The sequence below is a fragment of the Rhodoferax bucti genome (genome assembly GCF_005876985.1).
Taxonomy (GTDB): Bacteria; Pseudomonadota; Gammaproteobacteria; order Burkholderiales; family Burkholderiaceae_C; genus Allorhodoferax; species Allorhodoferax bucti.
Genome location: NZ_VAHD01000004.1, coordinates 144,364 through 165,328, shown reverse-complemented (window position 1 = coordinate 165,328; position 20,965 = coordinate 144,364). Strand labels below are relative to the sequence as shown.

Here is a 20,965-nt window from a genome sequence, read left to right as displayed (position 1 = left end):
CAAGCTACCAACGTTTACCGGTTTGTTTGTCCAACAGGGGCTTTACCTTGGCCGATATGGCCTCACGCGCCCGGAATATCCGGGACCGCACCGTGCCAATCGGGCAGGCCATGGTCAAGGCAATCTCCTCGTAACTCAGTCCTTCGATTTCCCGCAACACCACCGCCTGACGCAGCTCCTGGGGCAAATCGTCCATCGCAGCATTCACCACACCGGCAATTTCCTTGGCGGCCAGCACGGTTTCGGGGGTTTCGTCACTACTTGGTTCGTTTTGGCGGACAGAAGTTTCATCTTCCTCATCGCGCGCCAGAAAAGACTCGGAAATCGTGAGGTCCCGCTTCAGCTCCAGCAAGGCCTTTTTGGCGGTGTTCACCGCAATGCGGTACAGCCAGGTGTAGAACTGCGCATCGCCACGGAACTGGTGCAAGGCACGGTAGGCACGGATAAAGGTTTCCTGGGTGATGTCTTCCACCAAGTCCACATCCCGCACCATGCGGCCCACCAGACGCTGAATGCGGCGCTGGTACTTCATTACCAGCAAGCCATACGCCCGCTGGTCGCCCGCAATCGTGCGCTCGACCAAAGGCCAATCTGCATCTGGCGCGGGTGGTGGCACAGGAGGCATCAGCTCACTCATGCCGCCCACCGGTCTTCGGAGGCCAGGGGCGAGACCGCAAGCCCTTGCGAGCCCACCAAGGCGCGGCGCAATGCACGCCAATTGCAGGGGTCTTCGGGATCTTCATCCAGCCAGAGGCCAATACGCTGGCGGTCATGGGTGCGCAAAACCACCCAGAGGCTGGACTGGAAGTCAAATTGAATGGACACCGCCTGCAAAGGCGCTGCGCTAGCGGACCAATGCCATTGCTCGCCATCCCAGCGCAAATGCCCCACGGGCTGCTTACGCCAAAAAATCCACAGGGAAACGATCGACACCACTCCGCTTGCGGCCACGGTAGCGAACCGGGGTTCGCTAAAGCCCGCAAGCGCTGCCCACACCACAGCTCCCCACGACAGCAGACCCAAGCACACCAACACCATACCGAATCGCGATGAACGCTGCACGGAAAAGCGGGTTGCCGGCGGCCTGTGCATAGTCCTTCAGGGGTGCGCCAGCAGGCTGTTAGACGCGCTTGAAAACCAGGGTGCCGTTGGTGCCACCAAAGCCGAAGTTGTTTTTCACGGCCACGTCGATCTTCATATCCCGCGCGGTATTGGCGCAGTAGTCCAAGTCGCACTCGGGGTCTTGGTTGAAGATATTGATGGTGGGCGGGCTCTTCTGGTGGTGCAAGGCCAGCACGGTAAATACTGACTCCAATCCCCCTGCTCCGCCCAACAAGTGACCGGTCATGGACTTGGTGGAATTCACCACCACGCGCTTGGAGTGATTCCCCAAAGCGGCCTTGATGGCGTTGGTTTCGTTCACATCGCCCAGCGGCGTGGAAGTGCCGTGCGCGTTCAGGTAGTCCACTTGGTCTGCATTCACGCCTGCATTGCGCAGGGCGCTCACCATGGCGCGGCGCGGGCCGTCCATATTGGGGGCGGTCATGTGGCCGGCATCGGCACTCATGCCGAAACCTGCCAACTCGGCATAAATCTTGGCGCCACGGGCTTTGGCGTGTTCGTACTCTTCCAGCACCATCACACCGCCGCCCTCACCGAGCACAAAACCGTCACGGTCTTTGTCCCAAGGGCGGGATGCCGTGGCAGGGTCGTCGTTGCGGGTGCTCAAGGCACGCATGGCCGCAAAGCCGCCCACGCCCAAAGGCGACACAGTGGCTTCGGAACCACCGGCAATCATCACGTCGGCATCACCGTACTCAATCATGCGGCCGGCTTCACCGATGCAGTGCAAGCCAGTGGTGCATGCGGTCACGATGGCGATGTTGGGGCCCTTGAAGCCATAGCGCATGGACACATGCCCTGCCGTCATGTTGATGATGGAGGCAGGCACAAAAAACGGCGAAATACGGCGGGGACCGCGGTTGGTGTATTCGACGTGGGTGTTTTCAATCATCGGCAAACCGCCGATGCCCGAGCCGATCACGCAGCCGATGCGGACGGACTCTTCGTCACTCAGCGCATCGTTGGTCTTCAAACCGGAATCCTGCACTGCCTGCACTGCGGCGGCAATGCCGTAGTGGATGAAGGTGTCCATGGTCCGGGCTTCTTTGGAGTTGATGTACGTCTCCAAATCAAAGTTGCGGACTTCGCCGGCGATCTTGCAGGCAAATGCGGATGCATCGAACTTGGAAATCAGACCGATACCGGACTGGCCGGCCAGCACATTCGACCAAGCTTGCGCCACCGTATTTCCAACGGGGCTCACGCAACCTAAACCAGTGACAACAACGCGACGACGGGACATAGAAATCTGGATTCAGCAGTTCGTCAAAGAAATACCGCCTTGTCGGCGATACGGGAGAATTCAAAAGGACCGGCCGGACACCTGCAGGCATTCATCCTGCGGTTCCGGACCGGGGGTGCGGTGCCCAAGGAGCACTGCAAGGGCGTATTAGGCCTTTTTGTGGGTGTTCGCGTAGTCGATCGCGTTTTGCACGGTAGTGATCTTTTCTGCGTCTTCGTCAGGAATTTCGATTCCGAACTCGTCTTCCAAAGCCATCACCAGTTCCACGGTGTCCAGGGAGTCAGCACCCAGATCTGCCACGAAGGCTTTTTCGTTGGTGACTTGGGACTCTTCAACGCCGAGTTGTTCAGCAATGATTTTTTTGACACGGACTTCGATATCGCTCATGGGTTCCCTCTAAGGGTTGTAAAAGAATCCGAGATTTTACCCGCCCTAGAGACTTGTCTCTAACCGGGCCGCCGTTCGGACACTTCGGCGGGGTTCTTGTTTACATGTACATGCCGCCGTTGACGTGCATTTCCTGCCCCGTCACATAGCCTGCCTGGGGCGAAGCCAGGTAGCACACGGCGTGCGCAATGTCGGCCGGTTTGCCCAGATGCCCCAAGGGAATCTGGCCCAGCAGGGCTTTTTGCTGCTCTTCAGGCAGGCCCGCCGTCATATCGGTTTCAATGAAACCGGGGGCGACGCAGTTCACGGTGATGTTGCGCGAGCCCAGCTCACGCGCTAGCGCACGGGTCATGCCGGCAACGCCGGCCTTGGCGGCCGCGTAGTTGGCTTGGCCGGGGTTGCCGGACGCGCCCACCACCGAGGTGATGCTGATGATGCGGCCGTAGCGCTGCTTCATCATGGTCCGCAACACGGACCGGCTCATTCGGAACACACCTTTGAGGTTGGTGTCCACCACGGCGTCCCAGTCGTCATCCTTCATGCGCATGGCCAAGGTGTCGCGGGTAATGCCGGCGTTGTTCACCAGAATATGCAAACCGCCCTGCTCTTTGGCAATGGCATCCACCAAGGCATCGCCTGCGGCGCCGTCGTTCACGTCCAGCGTACGTCCGTCACAACCGGGAAAGGTCGACAGGGCTTCACGGATCTTGGCGGCACCGGCATCGGAGGTGGCTGTGCCGATGACCTTGACACCCTTGCGCGCCAATTCCAGGGCAATTGAGGCCCCAATGCCGCGGGATGCGCCGGTCACCAAAGCCACTTGGCCTTCAAATTTCACTTCACTCATGCCAACACACCTTTCACTTCTTCCAAGGAGGCCGGGTCGAACAGGGCTGCGCCTGTCATCTCGGCATCAATACGTTTGACCATACCGGCCAGCACCTTGCCGGGACCGCACTCTACCAAGGTGGTCAACCCACGGGCCTTGATGGCCTGCACACACTCCACCCAACGCACCGGGCCGAAGGCCTGGCGGTACAAGGCGTCACGGATGCGGTCCGCATCTACCTCCACCGCTACGTCGATGTTGTTGATCAGCGCGATTTGCGGGGTAGCGATCTCGATCTCTTCGAGGCGGGCCTTGAGCTTTTCGGCGGCGGGCTTCATCAGGCTGGAGTGGAAAGGTGCCGACACCGGCAACAACAACGCGCGCTTGGCGCCGTTGGCCTTGAGGATTTCGCAAGCCTTGTCTACCGCTGCTTTGCTGCCAGCAATCACGGTCTGTGCGGAGTCGTTGAAGTTCACCGCCTCCACCACTTCAGTACCCGAATTGCCGAAAGCCGCCGTCGCTTCTGCGCAACCAGCTATCACTTTAGTAGCATCCATACCCAGAATGGCAGCCATGGCGCCCACACCCACGGGCACGGCCTCTTGCATGGCTTGGGCGCGCAGGCGCACCAGCGGCGCCGCTTGCGCCAGGGTCAATGCGCCTGCCGCCACCAAGGCGGAATACTCGCCCAAGGAATGGCCAGCCACCGCCTGCGGTGCCACACCCGTCTCCGACATCCAGACGCGGTAGGCGGCCACGGCGGCCACCAACATCACCGGTTGGGTGTTGGTGGTCAGCGCCAACGCTTCTTTGGGGCCTTCGTGAATCAGTTGGGCCACGTCTTCGCCCAAGGCGTCAGACGCCTCTTTCAGGGTCTCCAACACGACGGGGTGCTCGCCCCAAGCGTCGAGCATGCCTACGGATTGGGAGCCCTGTCCGGGAAAAACAAAAGCAAAAGGTTTCATATCAATTCACCATCAAATCAGGCGCTAGCGCCCGTGGAATTTGCGCAAACAGCTACAAAGTCAGGAGCACTGCGCCCCAGGTAAAGCCGCCACCCACGCCTTCGAGCATGAGGTTTTGACCAGGCTTGACGCGCCCTGCACGCACCGCAGCATCCAAGGCCAAAGGAATGGAAGCGGCCGAGGTGTTGCCGTGCTGGTCGACGGTGACCACCACTTTTTCCATAGGCAACTTCAGCTTTTTGGCGGTGCTGGTCATGATGCGGATATTGGCCTGGTGGGGGATGAGCCAATCAATGTCCGCTTCCGTCTTGCCGGCTTTGGCCAGCGTGGCGCGGGCGGCGTCTTCGAGAACGCCCACGGCGAGCTTGAACACCGCTTGGCCGTCCATCTTGAGCAAGGGGTCGCCCAATATGTTGCCGTTGGACACATGGCCGGGCACGCACAAGATGCCCACATGCTTGCCATCGGCGTGCAAATCGCTGGCCAGAATGCCGGGGGTGTCAGACGCCTCCAGCACCACCGCGCCCGCGCCATCACCAAACAGCACGCAGGTGGTGCGGTCATTGAAATCCAGCAGACGGGAGAACACTTCGGCGCCCACCACCAAGGCCTTGGTGGCGGTGCCGGTGCGAATCAGGGAGTCGGCCACCGTCAGCGCATACACAAAGCCGCTGCACACGGCTTGCACATCAAAGGCCGCGCCGCCATTGGCGCCCAGCTTGTTCTGGAGAATGCAGGCTGTGGAGGGGAACACCATGTCCGGGGTGGACGTGGCCACAATGATCAGGTCGATGTCAGAGGCCTGCAGACCGGCAGCTTGCAAGGCGCTTTTGCAGGCTTCCAGGGCTAGGTCGCTGCTGTACACGCCATCTGCCACAAAGTGGCGGGCCCGGATACCGGTGCGCTCGACGATCCATTCATCTGAGGTTTCAACCCCCTTGGCAGCCAATTCGGCGGCCAGATCGGCATTGGTGAGCCGACGCGGAGGCACATAACTTCCGGTGCCGGTGATGCGGGAATAACGTGTCATGGGTGGTGTGGTGGGCACCCCGTTCAGCTTAAGCGCCAGCGTCTGCCACCGTCAGCAAAGCAGCAGCATGGGCAATGCGAACCTGAACGCGGTCCAGCAAGTTGTTTCGGGCTGCATCATACGCGCGGTTCAAGGCGTTGCCGAAGGACACCGCATCCGCGGAGCCATGGCTCTTGAACACCAGGCCACGCAAGCCCAGCAACGCTGCACCGTTGTAACGACGGTGATCAAAGCGGCTTTTAAACGCATTTAAGACCGAATAAGCTGCGATAGCTGCCAATTTAGTCAGGATGTTGCGCGAGAACTCGGCTTTTAAAAAGGTGCCGAACATGGACGCCAAGCCTTCACTGGTCTTGAGCGCCACATTACCCACAAAGCCATCGCACACCACAATGGCCGCCGTGCCCTTGAAAATGTCGTTACCTTCGACATTGCCAACAAAATTCAAATCGCCCGTTTTGGCGGCAGATCGCAGGAGTTCACCCGCTTTTTTGATCACTTCATTACCCTTGATGACTTCTTCACCGATATTGAGCAAACCGACGGACGGGGATTCATCGCCACTTAGCACCGACACCAAAGCAGAACCCATGACCGCAAACTGAAGCAAGTGCTCGGCAGTGCAATCCACGTTGGCACCCAAGTCCAGCACCGTCGTGGCGCCACCTTTGGCATTGGGAATCTGGCCGGCAATCGCCGGGCGCTCAATGCCGTCAATCGTTTTCAGGATGTAGCGGGAAATCGCCATCAGCGCCCCGGTATTGCCGGCAGACACCGCCGCTTGTGCAGCGCCATCCTTGACCTGCTGTACCGCGACCCGCATGGAGGAGTCTTTCTTCTTGCGCAGGGCGACTTCCAGCGGGTCATCCATGGTGACCACTTCGCTGGCCAACACCACTGTGGCGCGGGGGTGCGAGAAGCCTTTCAAGGCGTCAGGCAAGCCCACGAGCACCAAAGCGGCATCCGGGTGCCGATCCAGAAACTCGGTACAGGCTGGCAAAGTGACCTGAGGGCCATGGTCGCCCCCCATGCAATCAACGGCAATCGTAATCATGCGCTATTCAATCCAACGACAAGGTAGCGGGAGATTATCCGGCCCCAAAATGACAAAAGCCCGTCGCTACAGAAACTGTAGCTTCGGGCTTTGCGGGATTCAGAAGAATCAGGCTTCAGACTTGGTCTTCAGCACCTTGCGACCACGGTAGAAACCGGTGGGGCTGATGTGGTGACGCAGGTGGGTTTCACCGGTGGTGGGTTCCACAGCGATGCCGGGCACATTCAGTGCGTTGTGCGAACGGTGCATGCCGCGCTTGGAAGGAGATTTTTTGTTTTGTTGAACGGCCATGATCGGCTCCTGGGCAAAGGTGCTGCGCAGGTGGCAACACGGTTGGGTTTAGTAAAAACGCGGCGGGTTACGCACACGAAGCCTGTGATTATAGCCCAAAGTAAGGGCACCCGCCAAGCCTTACTTTTTGAGTTGCTGCAAGACAGCAAACGGGTTGGGTTTGTCGGCCGGCGCATCCACAAAATCCGCATCGGCAGCAGCCAGCTTGACAGTTGTGGGGCATTCCTCGTGCTTGGGCACAGGAGGGATGGACATCAGCAACTCATCTTCTACCAGCTCTAATAGGTTGAACTCGCGGCTCATCACCAGCACGTCTTCTTCCGACTCTTCGTCTTCCACTTCAGCCAAGGCTTCATTGGCCACAAAACGGAAAGAGCGCTCGAAATCGATATCGACAGCCACGGGTCCGAGGCAGCGCTGGCAAGTCATGGTCAGCGTGGTGGTGCCCGACAAGTGCACCCAAGGCTCATCCTGCCCAGCCGCGTCTTCCAGCATTTCGCCCTGAGCCGAAAATGCCACCATCACACCTTCAACAGGCCCCAGCGATTCCCCACGCAAACGCTCAAATTCCGCCAGCGGGAGACTGGATTCCAGTTCACCGGCGGCCTGGGCGAATGCTTTGATGGACAGGCTGCGGGGCGAGTATTCATGTTTCATGCGCGCAGTGTAAGAGAATCACACCATGCAAAGCACCCCACCAAGAAAACTCGTTTTGGGCTCCACCTCCGTCTACCGGCGTGAATTGCTGGAGCGGCTGCGCCTGCCTTTCAGCGTCGCAGCACCCCATGTGGACGAGACACCCCTCCCCGGTGAAGCACCGGAAGCACTGGCACGGCGGCTAGCGCTGGCCAAGGCCCGTGCAGTGGCCGAGCAGCACCCGGAGGCCATCGTGATCGGCTCCGACCAAGTGGCTGATCTGCAAGGCCAGCCCCTCGGAAAGCCGGGCACGCATGAGCGGGCCATCGCCCAGCTGCAAGCCATGCGCGGGCAAACCGTGATCTTTCAGACGGCGGTAGCCGTGGTGTGCCTAGCCAGTGGTTTTGTGCAGGAAGATCTGGCGGCAGTGAAAGTGCAATTCCGCGACCTCTCCGACACCGAAATAGAGCATTACCTGCAAGCCGAAAAGCCCTATGACTGCGCAGGCAGCGCCAAAAGCGAAGGCCTGGGCATCAGCCTGCTGGACGCGATTGACAACGACGACCCGACCGCACTGGTCGGGTTGCCGCTGATCCGCACCTGCCGCATGCTGCGCGCGGCGGGCTTGAACCTGCTGGGCACACCCGCATGACCGGCACGCTGTACTTGGTGCCAGCTCCGCTGGACTTCGGCTGCGCCACCCAAAGCCCGCTCACCGACAGCATGCCCCAGCACACGCTGAGCCGAGCAGCGGGCCTGCGCCACTGGATTTGCGAAAACGCCAAGAGCACACGCGCTTACCTGAAACGAGTGGGAGAGTCGCACCCGCTGTGTGCTCCCATCCAAGAGATGCAGCTGCAAGAGCTGCCACGCGAAGTTCATAAAAAAGGCGACCACCAAGGGGGCTTTGACGCCAAGCCCCTGCTGGCCGCCACCCTGCAAGGACACGACATCGGCTTGGTGAGTGAGGCGGGTATGCCCGCCATTGCCGACCCGGGTTCGTCCGTGGTGCGTGCGGCCCATGAACTGGGCGTTCGTGTGGTGCCGCTGGTGGGTCCTGTGTCCCTGTTGCTAGCGCTTGCTGCCAGCGGCTTGAATGGGCAAAATTTTGCGTTCGTGGGCTACGTGCCCTCAGACCCTGCCGAGCGAGTCAAGCGCATCAAGGAGCTGGAGTCCCTGGCGCTCAAAACCGGGCAAACCCAGCTCTTCATTGAAACGCCGTACCGCAACACTGCCCTGCTCCAGAGCCTGTTGCAAACCCTGCAAACCAACACCCGGCTAGCCACGTCCAGTGGGCTGACGCTGGAAAGCGCGGCCACCCACAGCCAAACCGTCAAACACTGGAAGCACAGCGGATGGGCGCTGGACAACGCCACCCCCACCGTGTTTTCGATCGGCCGTTAAGCCACCGCAGCCGGCAAATCAGTGGAAGGCCGGCAGACTGCGAACGGCCTTGATGGCGCCTTCACCGATGGAGGCGCCAAAGCGCTTGACGAGGCGCTCCGCCACGTTTTCCTTACGGGTGTAGTCCACCACCTCTTCCGCCTTCACCACTTCGCGGGCTACATAGTCCACATTGCCCAGTTTGTCGGCCAAGCCCAGCTCAATCGCCTGCTGGCCGGTCCAGAACAAGCCGCTGAACATGTCCGGAGTTTCCTTGAGGCGCTTGCCGCGCCCTTCTTTGACCACGCCGATGAACTGCTGGTGAATCTGGTCCAGCATGGCCTGCGCGAACACGCGCTGCTTTTCCGTCTGAGGGCTGAAGGGGTCGAGAAAGCCTTTGTTCTCACCGGCGGTGAGCAAGCGGCGCTCCACACCGAGCTTGTCCATCAGGCCGGTAAAGCCAAAGCCGTCCATCAGCACGCCGATGCTGCCCACGATGCTGGCCTTGTCCACAAAAATTTCGTCTGCCGCCACGGCGATGTAGTAGGCCGCCGAGGCACAGGTTTCTTCCACCACCGCGTACACCGGCTTTTTGTGCAAGGCCTTCAGGCGGTGGATTTCGTCATTGATGATGCCCGCCTGCACCGGGCTGCCGCCGGGGGAGTTGATCAGCAAAACCACCGCCTTGGCGCCCTGGTCTTCAAACGCGGCGCGCACGGAAGCCACGACGACCTCGGCGCTGGCTTCGTTGCCCGAAGCAATTTCACCGTGGATGCTCACCACCGCAGTGTGTGGCGTCGCAATATCACTGGGCGCACCGCTTTGCTGCATGCCCAACCACACCACCACACTCAAAAACACCAGCCAGGCAATGCGGATGGCGTTGCGCCAACGCCGCGCTGCGCGCTGCTCAACCAAAGCGGCGGTCGCCAGTTTTTCCAGTGTGGCGCGCTCCCACCCCTCGGTAGCCGCAGCCGTTTTTGCTACTTTTTCAGGAGCTGCTTGCGCAGTCTCTACGGGCGCTACAGGCACTTTTGGCTCTTCGGGTGCATCGGAGGGAAATTGGGAGTCGGTCATTTAAAAAGATACCGGTTGGAGATGGGGGGAAGTATGCCAGTGGACCACGCCGTCCACCTCGGTGACCGCAATCGACACCAATTTGCCACGGCAGGGCCCGGTGCGGCATTGGCCCGTCTGGGGGGAGTACATGGCCCCGTGGGTGGCGCAGATCAACCAATGCCCGGTCAGGTCAAAAAACCGGTTGGGCTGGTAGTCCATTTCCATGGGCACGTGCGAGCAGCGGTTCAGATAGGCATACACCTTGCCTGCGTAGCGAATGACAAAGGCGTAGCAAGTCTGGCCGCAATAAATCACGTCAAAGGGCACTGCCAGCCCGCTGTCCACCAGATCGGCGGAGTTACACAAGGCAATTCCGAGGGACTCGGGAACAGCATCCTGCATGAGGGCTCCTTGTCAGACTAATCAATATCAGGCGTTGGCCTGCAGCCAGGCGTCCAACTCCACCACCGAGTGGGCAATCGTCAGGGGGCCCAGCGCGCCGAAGCTGTCCGGCTCATGGGCGCCATAGCTCACGGCCACACTGGCACAGCCGGCGTTCACCGCCATTTGCAGGTCGTGGGTGGTGTCTCCGATCATCAGCACGCGGTCTGCCTCGACGCCGAATTCCATCATCAGCTCCTGCAGCATCAGGGGATGCGGCTTGCCGGCGGTCTCGTCTGCGGTGCGCGAGCCATCAAAAATGCCTTGCAGGTTGACATCGCGCAGTGCTTCATTCAGCCCGCCACGGCTTTTGCCGGTGGCCACCGTCAGCAAGTGCTGGCGGTTTTTGAGCCGGTCCAGCATCTCCAGCACGCCGTCAAATAAGGTGATGTCATTCTGGTGCACGCTGTAGTGGTGCTTGTAGCGGGCACCCAGCAGCGGGTATTTCTCAGTCGGCACATCGGGCGCGGCATGGGCCAGCGCCTGCATCAGCCCCATGCCGATGACATAGGAAGCATCTTTGTCATTCGGCACGGTGCCACCCACGTCTTTCACCGCCAGCTGGATACAGCGGGTGATCAGGGCCGTGGAGTCAAACAAGGTGCCGTCCCAATCGAAAGCGATCAGATCGAACCGGCGGGGGCGAAAAGCGTTGGAATTCATGCCCCGATTTAACCCTGAACCGGTACGGCCGCGCCCGGGTCTTCGGGAATGGCCTGCAGCAGAAAACGGGCAAGCTCGGGCGGCAGGTCTGTCTGCAGTGCCACGCGCTCACCCGTGGCCGGGTGATTGCACTGAAAACGCCAGGCATGCAAAAACATACGCTTGAGCGGCACAGACCCTTCGTCGCGCGTCAGTGCCTTGTTCAGCTCAAAGTCGCCATATTTGTCGTCCCCCACAATGCCCATGCCCTCCGAGGCCAGGTGCACCCGGATCTGGTGGGTACGGCCGGTTTTGATGGTTACCTCCAGCAGGGAATACGCCCTGTGCTGCGGTGTTTGCGCCGTGCAAGCAGCAGGGGTGACCGAATGCACCTTGACCAAGCTCAAGGACGGCATGGCGTCCGGGTGATCCTTGGCCACCACCCGCACGCGGCGCTCGCCATCCGGCAGCAGGTACTTCTGCAAAGCTTTGTCCAGCACCTTCTTATTAGTAGGCCACTGCCCTGCCACCAAGGCCAGGTAGGTCTTGCCGGTTTCCCGCTCGCGGAACTGGTCTTGCAAATTTTTCAGGGCGCTGCGCTTCTTGGCCACCAGCAAAATACCGCTGGTCTCCCGGTCCAAGCGGTGCACCAACTCCAAAAATGTCGCTTTGGGACGCGCCATGCGCAGCTGCTCGATGACGCCGAAACTCACGCCCGAGCCGCCATGCACCGCCACGCCGGCAGGCTTGTTGACCGCCAAAAAGTAGTCATCCTCAAACAGCACCGGAAAATCCTTGGCGGGCACAAAGCGACCCGCCTGCTCAGCCATGGCGGCTGTTTTTTGCTCGGCACGCTCCGAAATGCGCACCGGCGGCAGGCGAATAATGTCGCCGGTGGCAATGCGGGTGTCCGCGCTGGCACGGCCTTTGTTGACCCGAACCTCTCCGCTACGGATGATGCGGTACACATGGGTTTTGGGCACCCCTTTGAGCTCGCGCATGAGAAAGTTGTCCAGGCGCTGGCCGTCGCTCTCTTCGTCCACCGTGACGGATTTGACTTGGGCGTTGGCAAGGGGGGTGGGTAGGGGCAGATTGCCCCCTATAATGTGTTTCACTAGCGACGTGCCGTAAGTGGTTGATTTGTCTGGAGTTTAGTCCACACCCCACTGAACGCATCGCTAGAAGGTCGAAGCCTCCGGTGGGCGCGACCCGCAAATTGCCCGCCAGTTGTGGGCGATGGCGGTGTCACCCAGCGGTCAAGCCGACGAATTGAAACCCTGATACGGAATACCCCAAGTCCGTCAGCCCACGGTTGACGGACGGAATGAAACGAGATGTTTGTGTTGCTAAGCCTGATGACCCTGTGCCTGCGGAGCGTTTTCGCGCCGTTTAATGGCACAAATCGGCCTGCAGCCCCGGTACTACCTGCGCAACCAGCTATTCATTTGATAGCAAGTTCACAAACGCAATCCCTCGTCCCCATCCACGCGCCTACGCTTCGACACCTCGTGTGACCTGAAGTTCTCCGGCAATTCCTCCTCACTTCAATTCGTCAGTCCGGCTTCGTTAGCCCCAAGAGGGCATGTGCTTATTGAAGAAGGATGCAATCCATGAAACGGATGCTGATTAACGCCACGCAGGCTGAAGAACGCCGCTTGGCTATCGTCGACGGACAAAAACTCCTCGACTACGAAATCGAAATTGAAGGCCGCGAGCAGCGCAAGGGCAACATCTACAAAGCGGTCGTCACCCGCGTCGAGCCCTCCCTGGAAGCCTGCTTTGTGGACTACGGCGAAGACCGCCACGGCTTCCTGCCGTTCAAGGAAATCTCCAAGCAGTATTTCCAGCAAGGCGTGTCTGCCAGCCAGGCCCGCATCCAGGACGCGATCCGCGAAGGCCAGGAACTGCTGGTGCAAGTGGAAAAAGAAGAGCGCGGCAACAAGGGCGCAGCCCTGACGACCTTCGTTTCCCTAGCGGGCCGTTATGTCGTCTTGATGCCCAACAACCCCCGTGGTGGTGGTGTATCCCGCCGCATTGAAGGTGAAGACCGCGCCGAACTCAAAGAAAACATGGACCAGTTGGAATACCCCAACGGCATGTCCATCATCGCCCGCACCGCCGGTATCGGCCGCAGCGCTCCTGAGCTGCAGTGGGACTTGAACTACCTGTTGAAGCTCTGGTCCGCCATCGACGGCGCAGCCAAGGGCGGCAAGGGCGCTTACCTGATTTACCAAGAGTCATCGTTGGTGATCCGCGCCATCCGCGACTACTTCAACCACGACATCGGCGACATCCTGATCGACACCGACGACGTGTACGAGCAGGCCCAGCAGTTCATGGCCCACGTGATGCCCGAGCACGCCGCCCGCGTGAAGCGCTACCGTGACGACGCGCCGCTGTTCAGCCGCTTCCAGATCGAACACCAGATCGAATCCGCCTACGCCCGCACCGTGACCCTGCCTTCCGGCGGCGCCATCGTGATCGACCACACCGAAGCGCTGGTTTCCGTGGACGTGAACTCGGCCCGCGCTATCAAGGGCGGCGACATCGAAGAAACCGCGACCCGCACCAACCTGGAAGCCGCTGACGAAGTGGCCCGCCAGATGCGTCTGCGCGACTTGGGTGGCTTGATCGTGATCGACTTTATCGACATGGAAGAGTCCCGCAACCGCCGCGAAGTGGAAAACCGCCTGCGCGATGCGCTGCGCCAGGACCGCGCCCGCGTGCAGTTCGGAACCATCTCCAAGTTCGGTTTGATGGAAATGAGCCGCCAGCGCCTGCGCCCGGCCCTCTCCGAAGGTGCGTCCATCCCCTGCCCCCGTTGCGGCGGTTCCGGCCACATCCGCGACACTGAATCCAGCGCCCTGCAGATTTTGCGAATCATCCAGGAAGAGTCCCTCAAGGACAACACCGCCTCCGTGCTGTGCCAGGTGCCAGTCGAAGTCGCTTCGTTCCTGCTGAACGAAAAGCGCACCGAGATTGCAAAGATCGAGTTGAAGCAACGCATCAACGTGTTGATGGTGCCCAACAAGACCTTGGAAACCCCCAACTACAAGCTCGAGCGCCTGAAGCATGACGACCCGCGCCTGGACCACATCGAAGCCAGCTACAAGATGGCCGACGACATGGAAGAAGCCACCGGCGTGACCCGCCGCTCGCAAGAGCCGACCAACAAGCAGACTCCCGTCATCAAGGGCGTACTGCCGGATGCACCGGCTCCTATCGCGCCTCCCAAGCCCGAGCCCGTCAAGGCCGTGGCGGCTCCAGTGGCGGCACCCGTGGCAGCGGCACCAGCCTCCAAAGGCTTTTTCGGTTGGATCAAGAGCCTGTTTGCAGCTCCTGAAGCTGCGCCAGCGCCTGCCGCAGCACCTGCACCGGCCAAGGCCGACGACAAGCGCGAAGGCCGCAACGGACGCGATGGCAACCGCAACGGTGGCCGTAACCAGCGCGGCGATCGCGGTGGTGAACGTGGCAGTGAAGGCCGTGGCGAGCCCCGCAACGAAGCCCGTCCTGACGGCCGCGGCGAGCGCACAGAGCGCGGTGGCCGCCCCGAGCGCGGCGACCGCAACGGCCGTGGTGAACGCGGCGAACGCGGTAACCGCAACGAACGCGGCGATCGCGCCCCGCGCCAAGACCGTATGGACGGCGAGCAGGCAAAGGCTCCAGGCGCTGACGTCAGCCTGCAATCGGACAACGCGGCAGCACCGCAAAGCCGCGAAGGCCGCCAGGAACGTGGCAACCGCAATGAACGCGGCAACCGCGGTCCTCGCAATGGAGATCGCAACGAGAATGCCCCCCGCAACGCGGACGTGAATGCAGAGGCCCCTCAGGCCTTGGCAGACGGCGTGGAAGCCGTGGCAGACGGACAAGGCGAAGTGCGCGAAGCCCGTGAAGGCCGCAACCGCAATGGCCGCGGCCGCCGCAACGACCGTGGCCCGCGCAACGAAGACGCTAACCGTAGCGAACCGCCTGCAGGCGACCTGCCCGCAGACGCCCAAGCGGAGCCTGTGCAAGCAGAAGAAGTGTCTGGCGATGCCGCTAACACCCAAGAGCCCCGTGAACGCCGCTCCCGCGACCGCTATGGCCGTGACCGCGGCAACCGTGCCCCCCGTGGTGAGCGAGCGCCTGCGGAAGGCACCGACGCAGCGGAAACACTGGAAGCACCCGCTGCCAGCCCTGCCCCCGCACCGGTAGCTCCTGTTGCCGCTGAGGCCTCGGCTGCTCCGGCAGCACGCGTAGCAGCGGCTCCTGTATCGGTGGCACCTGCTGCGCCTGCAGTGGCAGTTGCTGCTCCAGCGCCAGCAGCCACTGCAACCCCCGCAGCAGCAACGTCTTCGGGCCGCATGCCCAAAGTGGAGGGCTACCAACTGCCCACCGACGCCTTGGCGGCAGTTGCCTCCGGCTCCGGTTTGCAGTGGGTGAACTCGGACGCTGACAAGATCGCTGCCGTGCAAGCCGCTATCGCGGCAGAACCCAAGCCGGTGCACATCCCCCGCGAGCGTCCTGCGCCCGTGGCCTTGGATGACCGCCCATTGGTGTTGGTGGAAACCCGCCGCGACCTGCGGGACTTGAAACTGCCCTTTGAAGAAAATCAAACGGCCTGAGTGATGTGCTCGTCATTCCCTTGGGGATGACGAGCCCTCCAATGACAAAGGGCGCCCTCGTGGCGCCCTTTGTCATTGGGTCGGGTAACTCTTCGTTTTAAAAAATATCCACCGCGCCAATTTTCAAGGAGTCGCCGGAAAAGCCTTTGCGCACCAACTCAGCATGGCTGAACACCTTGTTCTGGCCATGGTGCTGCGCATAGTCCACCGCCCGCTCTGCACGCTCCAGTGCCGTGCTGGGGGAATCGTCCGGACTCACGCGGGTAAAGCCTGCACAAATCGTCAAACGCCCGACCTGCGGGAAATTGAATTTTTCAATATTGGCACGGAAGCGCTCAAACGCGGCGAGCACCAAAGCCTCATCCGGGCAGTGCATCAACACTGCGAACTGCTCGCCACCGAAGCGGTACAAACGGTCATAGGTGCGGAAGGTGTTGTTCATGATGCGGGCGACCAGCAGCAACACTTCTTCGGCGATCAGGTGGCCGTTGTGATCGTTGATGACTCCGTAGTTGTCCACCGAGATCGTGCCCAGCCAATAGTTGGGCGGCACCCGGTGCCGGCGTTCCTGTCCCGGGGCCAAAGCGGACTGGCGGGCTGCTGCGGCGCTATCTTCGACTTCGCCCAGCTCTTCGAGCACCGCGCTGTAAAACGTGTCGTCCAAGGATTTGCGGTTGAGCAAACCCGTGAGCGCATCCCGGTCGCTATAGGCCAAGAGGCGGTACATATTGCGGAACACGCGGGACAAGTCGCCCACGGTCTGCAGCTGCCCTTCTTGCAGCGCACTGGCGGAGTGAATTTCCAGCACGCCCTCATCTCCCACCACCGGATCAGCAAACAAAGGCAGGTAGGTGATACGGGGGCCCTCTTCGCCCGCCCAGGCAATTTCTACCTGCTCTTGGGTTTGGATGCAATGCAGCCGGTCGCGGTTATCTTCTAGCAGGGGCAGGGTCTGAAAATCGATGCGCAGTGGGTCCACCACCTTGCCGCCGCCGCGGGCGTCCAGCACGGTCACGTCCATCCAGCGTTTGACGCCCTCTTCGCTCACTACCTTGGATACCAGCACCCTTTGGATAGGAATGAGGTCAATCAACGCCTTGGAGAGCGTGAGTTCCAGCAAATCACGGTCCCGGTGGTCCGTGAGCTTGATCAGGTGTTCAATGAGTGTTGCCATGAAACCATAATAGCCGCAACACGCAGCGGCGTCATCGCGGTTTACGCCTTGGCGGCTGCCCGGTAGGCCTCTGTTGCAGCTTTGCTGTCCGAGCGTTGCTCCGCCAATTCCGCCATGGCCAGCCAAGCCCTGCGTTTCATGTCGGCGTCTTTGAGCATGGGGATGGCCTGCCGCAACAGCGCCTGCGCCTTGCCCCACAAGGACAGCCGCACACACAGTACGCCAGCCAGGTACTGCAGCAGCGGATCACCCGGCTGGGCCATTTGTGCAGCCTCGATGCGAGAGAGCCAGGTGCTGTCCGCCGGAGCATCTGCCGCCATAAAACTGCGCTCCAGCACACGCACCAAGCGCACACGCTGCTCGTAGGTCAGCGCCGGGGTCTGCGGGTTTTGCCACAGCGGCAGCACCCACTGGCGTGCCACCGAGGCATCGCCGTCCAGGCCCAGCAAGCGCTCAGCGCCTTCCAGCGCCACGTCGGGCAGCTGGCGCTCGGCGGCCTCCAGCGCGCCCCAAGCGTGCTCCATCTGGGCTGTATCGTGGGCACCGCGCAACAGCTCCAGCGCCAAGCCACGCACAATGCCGGCACCTGCCACTTCAGAGAACGCGCGGTGCTTGGTCAGCACCCGTGCGGTATCCAATGCCACACGGGTATTGCGGGCCTGACGCGCCGCTTTGAAACGCAGGCGCAGCGCAATCGTGCGGCGGGCCGTGCCCACGGGCAACTGCTCCAGCCACTGCACGGCACCCGAAGCGTCCCGGTCTTCCAGCGCCCAGCGGGCTGCGCGCAGTTGTACGCCGTCGCGCAAGTCGTTGGCCTCTTTGCTGGCGGCTTCGTCGAGTGCGTGCTGAAAATGGGCTTCCCGGGTACTGCGGTCTTGCAAGGCATGGGCGCTCTCGGCTGCCAGCAAATGGGCCAGGGTACGCAGGCGGGCGGCGTCCGGCAAGGCGTCGCCGCTGGAGAGCATGGCATCTTCCACCGCGACCACCAGCTCGGCCGCCTTGCGCGCCCGCACATAGCGGCCGGCTACCAAGTGCGAGATCGTGTCCAGTAGGCCCGAATAAATGGTTCGCTCCTTGTAGGACAAACGCCAGCGGCGCGCCTGTTGCGGAATGCTGAACAGCCCGGCAAGCCCCCGCAGCGCCAGATGCAGCGTAAGGAAGGTCAAAGCCAGCCCCAGCAACACCAGGTTCAATGACAGATCCACCCGGTAAGGCGGCCAGTACAAGGTCAAGGTGCCTTGGTTGTCACCTGCAAACAAGGCAGACGCTACCGCGACACCGAACAAGGCCATCAGCCACAAGGCAAATCGCATAGTCAGCGTCCTGCAGCGGCAGTGGCCAGGGCGGCCAGGGTTTCATCAACACGGGGAACTTCGAGCGTGCGCATCTGCGATTGCAGCTGCAACAGCAAAGCCTGCGCTGTTTGTGCCTTGCGGGAGTTGGCGTCGAAGTAACGCGTGAGTGCATTGGATGCAGAGACCAGATCCGTACGCGCAGCTTCTGTCTGACGGGAGAGCAATCCCAGACGGGCGTTTAAGACTTTGAGCTTGAAGTTTTCACGCACAAAAAAGGACTGCTCCGGCGACAACAAAGCCACATCCGGATTTTCAATCTTGCTGACACGCACCAAGCCCCGCACCTCTTCCCGCACCATCGTCAGCAGGCGACCGGACCAGCCGGACAAAGATTCCTCCGTCTCCCGCCTAAGGCCAGGGGCAGACTTGGGGGCGATCACCGCATTGCCGACTGGCATGTCATCAGCGAGAGAAACCAACTCATCCAGCTTCACCAGCATCGCAGGGGTGTCCGACAGGACAGTGGCTTTGATCCGGGCCACGTCTTTGGCGATTGCGCGCTGCAAAGGAGTCAAACGGGGTTGGGCTGCCCGGGCTACCCGCAGCTCGGCAGACTTGAGCGATGCCAGCAAGGGCTCCACACTTCCTGTCAATTGCGCCTGCTGCTGGGCCAGACGCAGCGAGGACTCAATGTCTACCACCAGATTTTCATCCCGCGAGCGGGACAAACTTTGCATCAGCTCTTCGAGCTGGGTGCGCTGCAAAGCGACTTCACTGAGACGGGCTTCCAGCACAGCCAGCTTGGCAGCCGTCTCGATCGCCAGCTCTTGGGCCTGTTTAGCCGTCGCACGGGCCTCACCGGCTTGGCTGCCGGACTCGGCCGTTTGACGGGCCAGTTGCTCCTGGATATTGCCCAGCTTTTGCCAGAGTAAGCCACTGCCAGCGACACCGGCCACAGCCACCAACGCAACACCACGCAGCCAACGACGGGACGACTTGACGGTTGGAAGCAAAGCGCCGGGAAAGGGGCTGGAAGACGCGTCCGGACCGGCGGATGCTGCGGAGGCTGGGGCTTCGGAATTCATTGCAGCGATTCTATCGACGCCATCAGCGCCGGCAGGAGGGGTTTGGACTCCTGTACCCGCCCGAAACCTGCTTGCCGCGCCGCGTCGCCGATGCGCGGGTGGGTCACCACGGCGTGGGCCTGTGCCCAACTTTGGCCGGGGCAGCATTGCTGCAGGTTGCGAATGGCCTCCGAGCTACTGAACACCCACACCGTGCCATCGCTTGCCGCGGCATGCGCCTGGGCGACGGTCGCCGCATCCCACTGCGGGCGCTGGCGCTCGTACGACACCACAAACTCCACCGCACCGCCCGCATCTTGCACGCGGCGCGCAAACCAGTCGCGCCCGGAGCCCTCGTCACTGGCGCCCTCATCCATGGTGACGCCGCGCACAATCAGCACCCGGTAACCGGGCACCACGCGTGTGCGCACCACGGCCCAGAGAGCCTCGGAATCGAATTGGCCGGAGTGGAAGTCCGGCGCGTCGACCCACGCGGGCTCCACGCCCACGCGCTGCAGCGCTCCGTAGCTACCGGGGCCGGTCACAAACGCTCTGGTTTTGATAGCTGCTTGCGCAGTGAATACGGGCGCTACAAGGCTTTTTCGTTCAAAAAAATAATGCACCGCATTGCGGCTGACAAACATGGCCGCATCGAATTCAGACAAGCGGCTCCAGGCCGACTCCACCGCCGCCGCGTTGGCCGCCGGGCGGATATCGATCAGCGGCAGGCTCCAGCTGGTGTAGCCGGCAGCATCCAGCGCCTTGAGCCAGGGCGCGGCTTCTGCTTCGGGGCGGGTGATGATGACGCGCATACAACCCTTTCGTAACTGCCTAGGAAGACAAAGCGCTGACAGCCGCCTGCAGCGCACGCGCGACCTGCTCACCCAAAACGGTTGCCGCAGCGGCATCGCGGGCCAGGCCCGTCGCATCGGCATAGACCACGGGCTGCACGCCTTCAGCATCGCCCCAGGCAGCACGGATGTGCAGTTCGTCGCCGGTGAACGTCGCATACGCCGCCAGCGGCATGGAACAGCTGCCGCCCATCATGCGGCTCACCGCACGCTCCGCACACACCGCCAGCCAAGTGGGTTGGTGCACCAAGTGGGCGAGCGCACCGTGCACATCGGTGCGATCCGCGCGGATCTCGATGCCCAGAGCACCCTGCCCTGCGGCAGGCAACATTTGCTCGGGCTCGAACACGGCACGGATGCGGGACGCCAGCCCCAAGCGCTTGAGACCAGCGGCCGCCAACACAATGCCGTCGTACAGGCCATCGTCGAGCTTGCGCAAACGGGTGTCGAGGTTGCCGCGCAGGGGTTCAATCTTGAGGTCCGGGCGCATGGCCCGCAGCAGGGCGACGCGGCGCAGGCTGGAGGTGCCCACTACCGCGCCTTGCGGCAGGTCCATCACACTCGCATAGTTGCTGGACACCCAAGCGTCGCGCGGGTCCTCGCGCTCCATCACGCACGCCAGCACAAAGCCCTCGGGCAACTCCATGGGTACGTCTTTGAGAGAATGCACGGCCAGGTCGGCCCGGCCTTCTTCGAGCGCGATTTCCAGTTCTTTGACAAACAGGCCCTTGCCTCCCACTTTGCTGAGAGAACGGTCCAGAATCTGGTCACCTTTAGTCGTCATGCCCAACAGGGACACCGAGGCCCCGCTTCGCTCGAGAAGGGCTTTGACATGTTCTGCTTGCCAGAGTGCCAAACGGCTCTCCCGGGTGGCGATCGTAAAAGTGGGCAAAAT

Annotated in this window: 22 protein-coding genes; 3 read left to right on the top strand and 19 right to left on the bottom strand. The window is 61.5% G+C overall.

The annotated features are described in order from the left end of the window. Positions 1-4 precede the first annotated feature (4 nt). From FDM28_RS15240 to FDM28_RS15195, 10 genes are all read right to left on the bottom strand, one after another. Positions 5-637 (bottom strand): sigma-70 family RNA polymerase sigma factor, encoded by a 633-nt coding sequence (locus FDM28_RS15240; RefSeq protein ID WP_420853030.1) that lies wholly within the window; start codon positions 635-637, stop codon positions 5-7. Continuing rightward, on the bottom strand, positions 634-951 hold the full coding sequence (locus FDM28_RS15235; RefSeq protein WP_138516635.1) for a hypothetical protein: 318 nt from the start codon (positions 949-951) through the stop codon (positions 634-636). The genes FDM28_RS15240 and FDM28_RS15235 overlap by 4 nt, the downstream gene beginning before the upstream one ends. Before the next feature lie 169 nt (positions 952-1,120). Beyond that, positions 1,121-2,365 (bottom strand): beta-ketoacyl-ACP synthase II, encoded by a 1,245-nt coding sequence (gene fabF / locus FDM28_RS15230; protein ID WP_138516633.1) that lies wholly within the window; start codon positions 2,363-2,365, stop codon positions 1,121-1,123. Between the two features lie 147 nt (positions 2,366-2,512). Next, complete coding sequence (acpP, locus tag FDM28_RS15225) at positions 2,513-2,752, bottom strand: acyl carrier protein (RefSeq protein ID WP_087496857.1); 240 nt, start codon at positions 2,750-2,752, stop codon at positions 2,513-2,515. Between the two features lie 100 nt (positions 2,753-2,852). Then, the gene (fabG, locus tag FDM28_RS15220) at positions 2,853-3,599 is read right to left on the bottom strand and encodes a 3-oxoacyl-ACP reductase FabG (protein ID WP_138516631.1); all 747 of its coding nucleotides are present in this window, start codon (positions 3,597-3,599) and stop codon (positions 2,853-2,855) included. After that, the gene (gene fabD / locus FDM28_RS15215) at positions 3,596-4,546 is read right to left on the bottom strand and encodes an ACP S-malonyltransferase (RefSeq protein ID WP_138516629.1); all 951 of its coding nucleotides are present in this window, start codon (positions 4,544-4,546) and stop codon (positions 3,596-3,598) included. The genes fabG and fabD overlap by 4 nt, the downstream gene beginning before the upstream one ends. A 52-nt stretch (positions 4,547-4,598) precedes the next feature. Then, positions 4,599-5,576: a beta-ketoacyl-ACP synthase III gene (locus FDM28_RS15210; protein ID WP_138516627.1), complete on the bottom strand. Its 978-nt coding sequence runs from the start codon at positions 5,574-5,576 to the stop codon at positions 4,599-4,601. A gap of 28 nt (positions 5,577-5,604) precedes the next feature. Beyond that, positions 5,605-6,630 (bottom strand): phosphate acyltransferase PlsX, encoded by a 1,026-nt coding sequence (plsX, locus tag FDM28_RS15205; RefSeq protein ID WP_138516625.1) that lies wholly within the window; start codon positions 6,628-6,630, stop codon positions 5,605-5,607. A gap of 108 nt (positions 6,631-6,738) precedes the next feature. Then, entirely contained in the window at positions 6,739-6,921 is a 183-nt protein-coding gene (rpmF, locus tag FDM28_RS15200) for a 50S ribosomal protein L32 (RefSeq protein ID WP_087496852.1), read from the bottom strand. A 120-nt stretch (positions 6,922-7,041) separates the two neighbouring features. After that, positions 7,042-7,578: a YceD family protein gene (locus FDM28_RS15195; protein ID WP_138516623.1), complete on the bottom strand. Its 537-nt coding sequence runs from the start codon at positions 7,576-7,578 to the stop codon at positions 7,042-7,044. A 25-nt stretch (positions 7,579-7,603) separates the two neighbouring features. Between FDM28_RS15195 and FDM28_RS15190 the strand changes: the two genes are divergently transcribed. Together FDM28_RS15190 and FDM28_RS15185 are read left to right on the top strand one after the other, a co-directional pair. Next, a complete protein-coding gene (locus tag FDM28_RS15190; protein WP_138516621.1) occupies positions 7,604-8,209 on the top strand; it encodes a Maf family nucleotide pyrophosphatase in 606 nt (201 codons plus the stop codon). After that, positions 8,206-8,961 (top strand): SAM-dependent methyltransferase, encoded by a 756-nt coding sequence (locus FDM28_RS15185; RefSeq protein WP_138516619.1) that lies wholly within the window; start codon positions 8,206-8,208, stop codon positions 8,959-8,961. Before FDM28_RS15190 ends, FDM28_RS15185 begins: the two co-directional genes overlap by 4 nt. Before the next feature lie 18 nt (positions 8,962-8,979). Here FDM28_RS15185 and FDM28_RS15180 read toward each other — a convergent pair whose 3' ends face one another. The 4 genes from FDM28_RS15180 to FDM28_RS15165 are packed head-to-tail and all read right to left on the bottom strand — an operon-like array spanning position 8,980 to position 12,197. Beyond that, complete coding sequence (locus tag FDM28_RS15180; protein WP_138516616.1) at positions 8,980-10,017, bottom strand: S49 family peptidase; 1,038 nt, start codon at positions 10,015-10,017, stop codon at positions 8,980-8,982. Beyond that, positions 10,018-10,401, bottom strand: coding sequence for a Rieske (2Fe-2S) protein (locus tag FDM28_RS15175; RefSeq protein WP_138516614.1), 384 nt, complete (start codon positions 10,399-10,401; stop codon positions 10,018-10,020). Between the two features lie 27 nt (positions 10,402-10,428). After that, positions 10,429-11,103, bottom strand: a complete 675-nt coding sequence (locus FDM28_RS15170; RefSeq protein ID WP_138516612.1) for an HAD family hydrolase — start codon at positions 11,101-11,103, stop codon at positions 10,429-10,431. 8 nt (positions 11,104-11,111) lie between these two features. Continuing rightward, complete coding sequence (locus tag FDM28_RS15165; protein WP_138516610.1) at positions 11,112-12,197, bottom strand: RluA family pseudouridine synthase; 1,086 nt, start codon at positions 12,195-12,197, stop codon at positions 11,112-11,114. A gap of 495 nt (positions 12,198-12,692) precedes the next feature. On the opposite strand from FDM28_RS15165, the gene FDM28_RS15160 reads away from it, so the two are divergent. Then, positions 12,693-15,686, top strand: a complete 2,994-nt coding sequence (locus FDM28_RS15160; RefSeq protein ID WP_138516608.1) for an Rne/Rng family ribonuclease — start codon at positions 12,693-12,695, stop codon at positions 15,684-15,686. A 97-nt stretch (positions 15,687-15,783) separates the two neighbouring features. On the opposite strand, the gene FDM28_RS15155 is transcribed toward FDM28_RS15160, so the two are convergent. The 5 genes from FDM28_RS15155 to hemC are packed head-to-tail and all read right to left on the bottom strand — an operon-like array spanning position 15,784 to position 20,962. After that, positions 15,784-16,860, bottom strand: coding sequence for a GGDEF domain-containing protein (locus FDM28_RS15155; RefSeq protein ID WP_138516605.1), 1,077 nt, complete (start codon positions 16,858-16,860; stop codon positions 15,784-15,786). 41 nt (positions 16,861-16,901) lie between these two features. Beyond that, a complete protein-coding gene (locus FDM28_RS15150) occupies positions 16,902-18,173 on the bottom strand; it encodes a heme biosynthesis HemY N-terminal domain-containing protein (protein WP_138516603.1) in 1,272 nt (423 codons plus the stop codon). 2 nt (positions 18,174-18,175) lie between these two features. Beyond that, positions 18,176-19,240 (bottom strand): uroporphyrinogen-III C-methyltransferase, encoded by a 1,065-nt coding sequence (locus FDM28_RS15145; RefSeq protein ID WP_138516601.1) that lies wholly within the window; start codon positions 19,238-19,240, stop codon positions 18,176-18,178. Continuing rightward, the gene (locus FDM28_RS15140; protein WP_138516599.1) at positions 19,237-20,031 is read right to left on the bottom strand and encodes a uroporphyrinogen-III synthase; all 795 of its coding nucleotides are present in this window, start codon (positions 20,029-20,031) and stop codon (positions 19,237-19,239) included. The genes FDM28_RS15145 and FDM28_RS15140 overlap by 4 nt, the downstream gene beginning before the upstream one ends. A gap of 19 nt (positions 20,032-20,050) precedes the next feature. Continuing rightward, positions 20,051-20,962, bottom strand: a complete 912-nt coding sequence (hemC, locus tag FDM28_RS15135) for a hydroxymethylbilane synthase (RefSeq protein ID WP_138516597.1) — start codon at positions 20,960-20,962, stop codon at positions 20,051-20,053. Between the last annotated feature and the right edge of the window lie 3 nt (positions 20,963-20,965).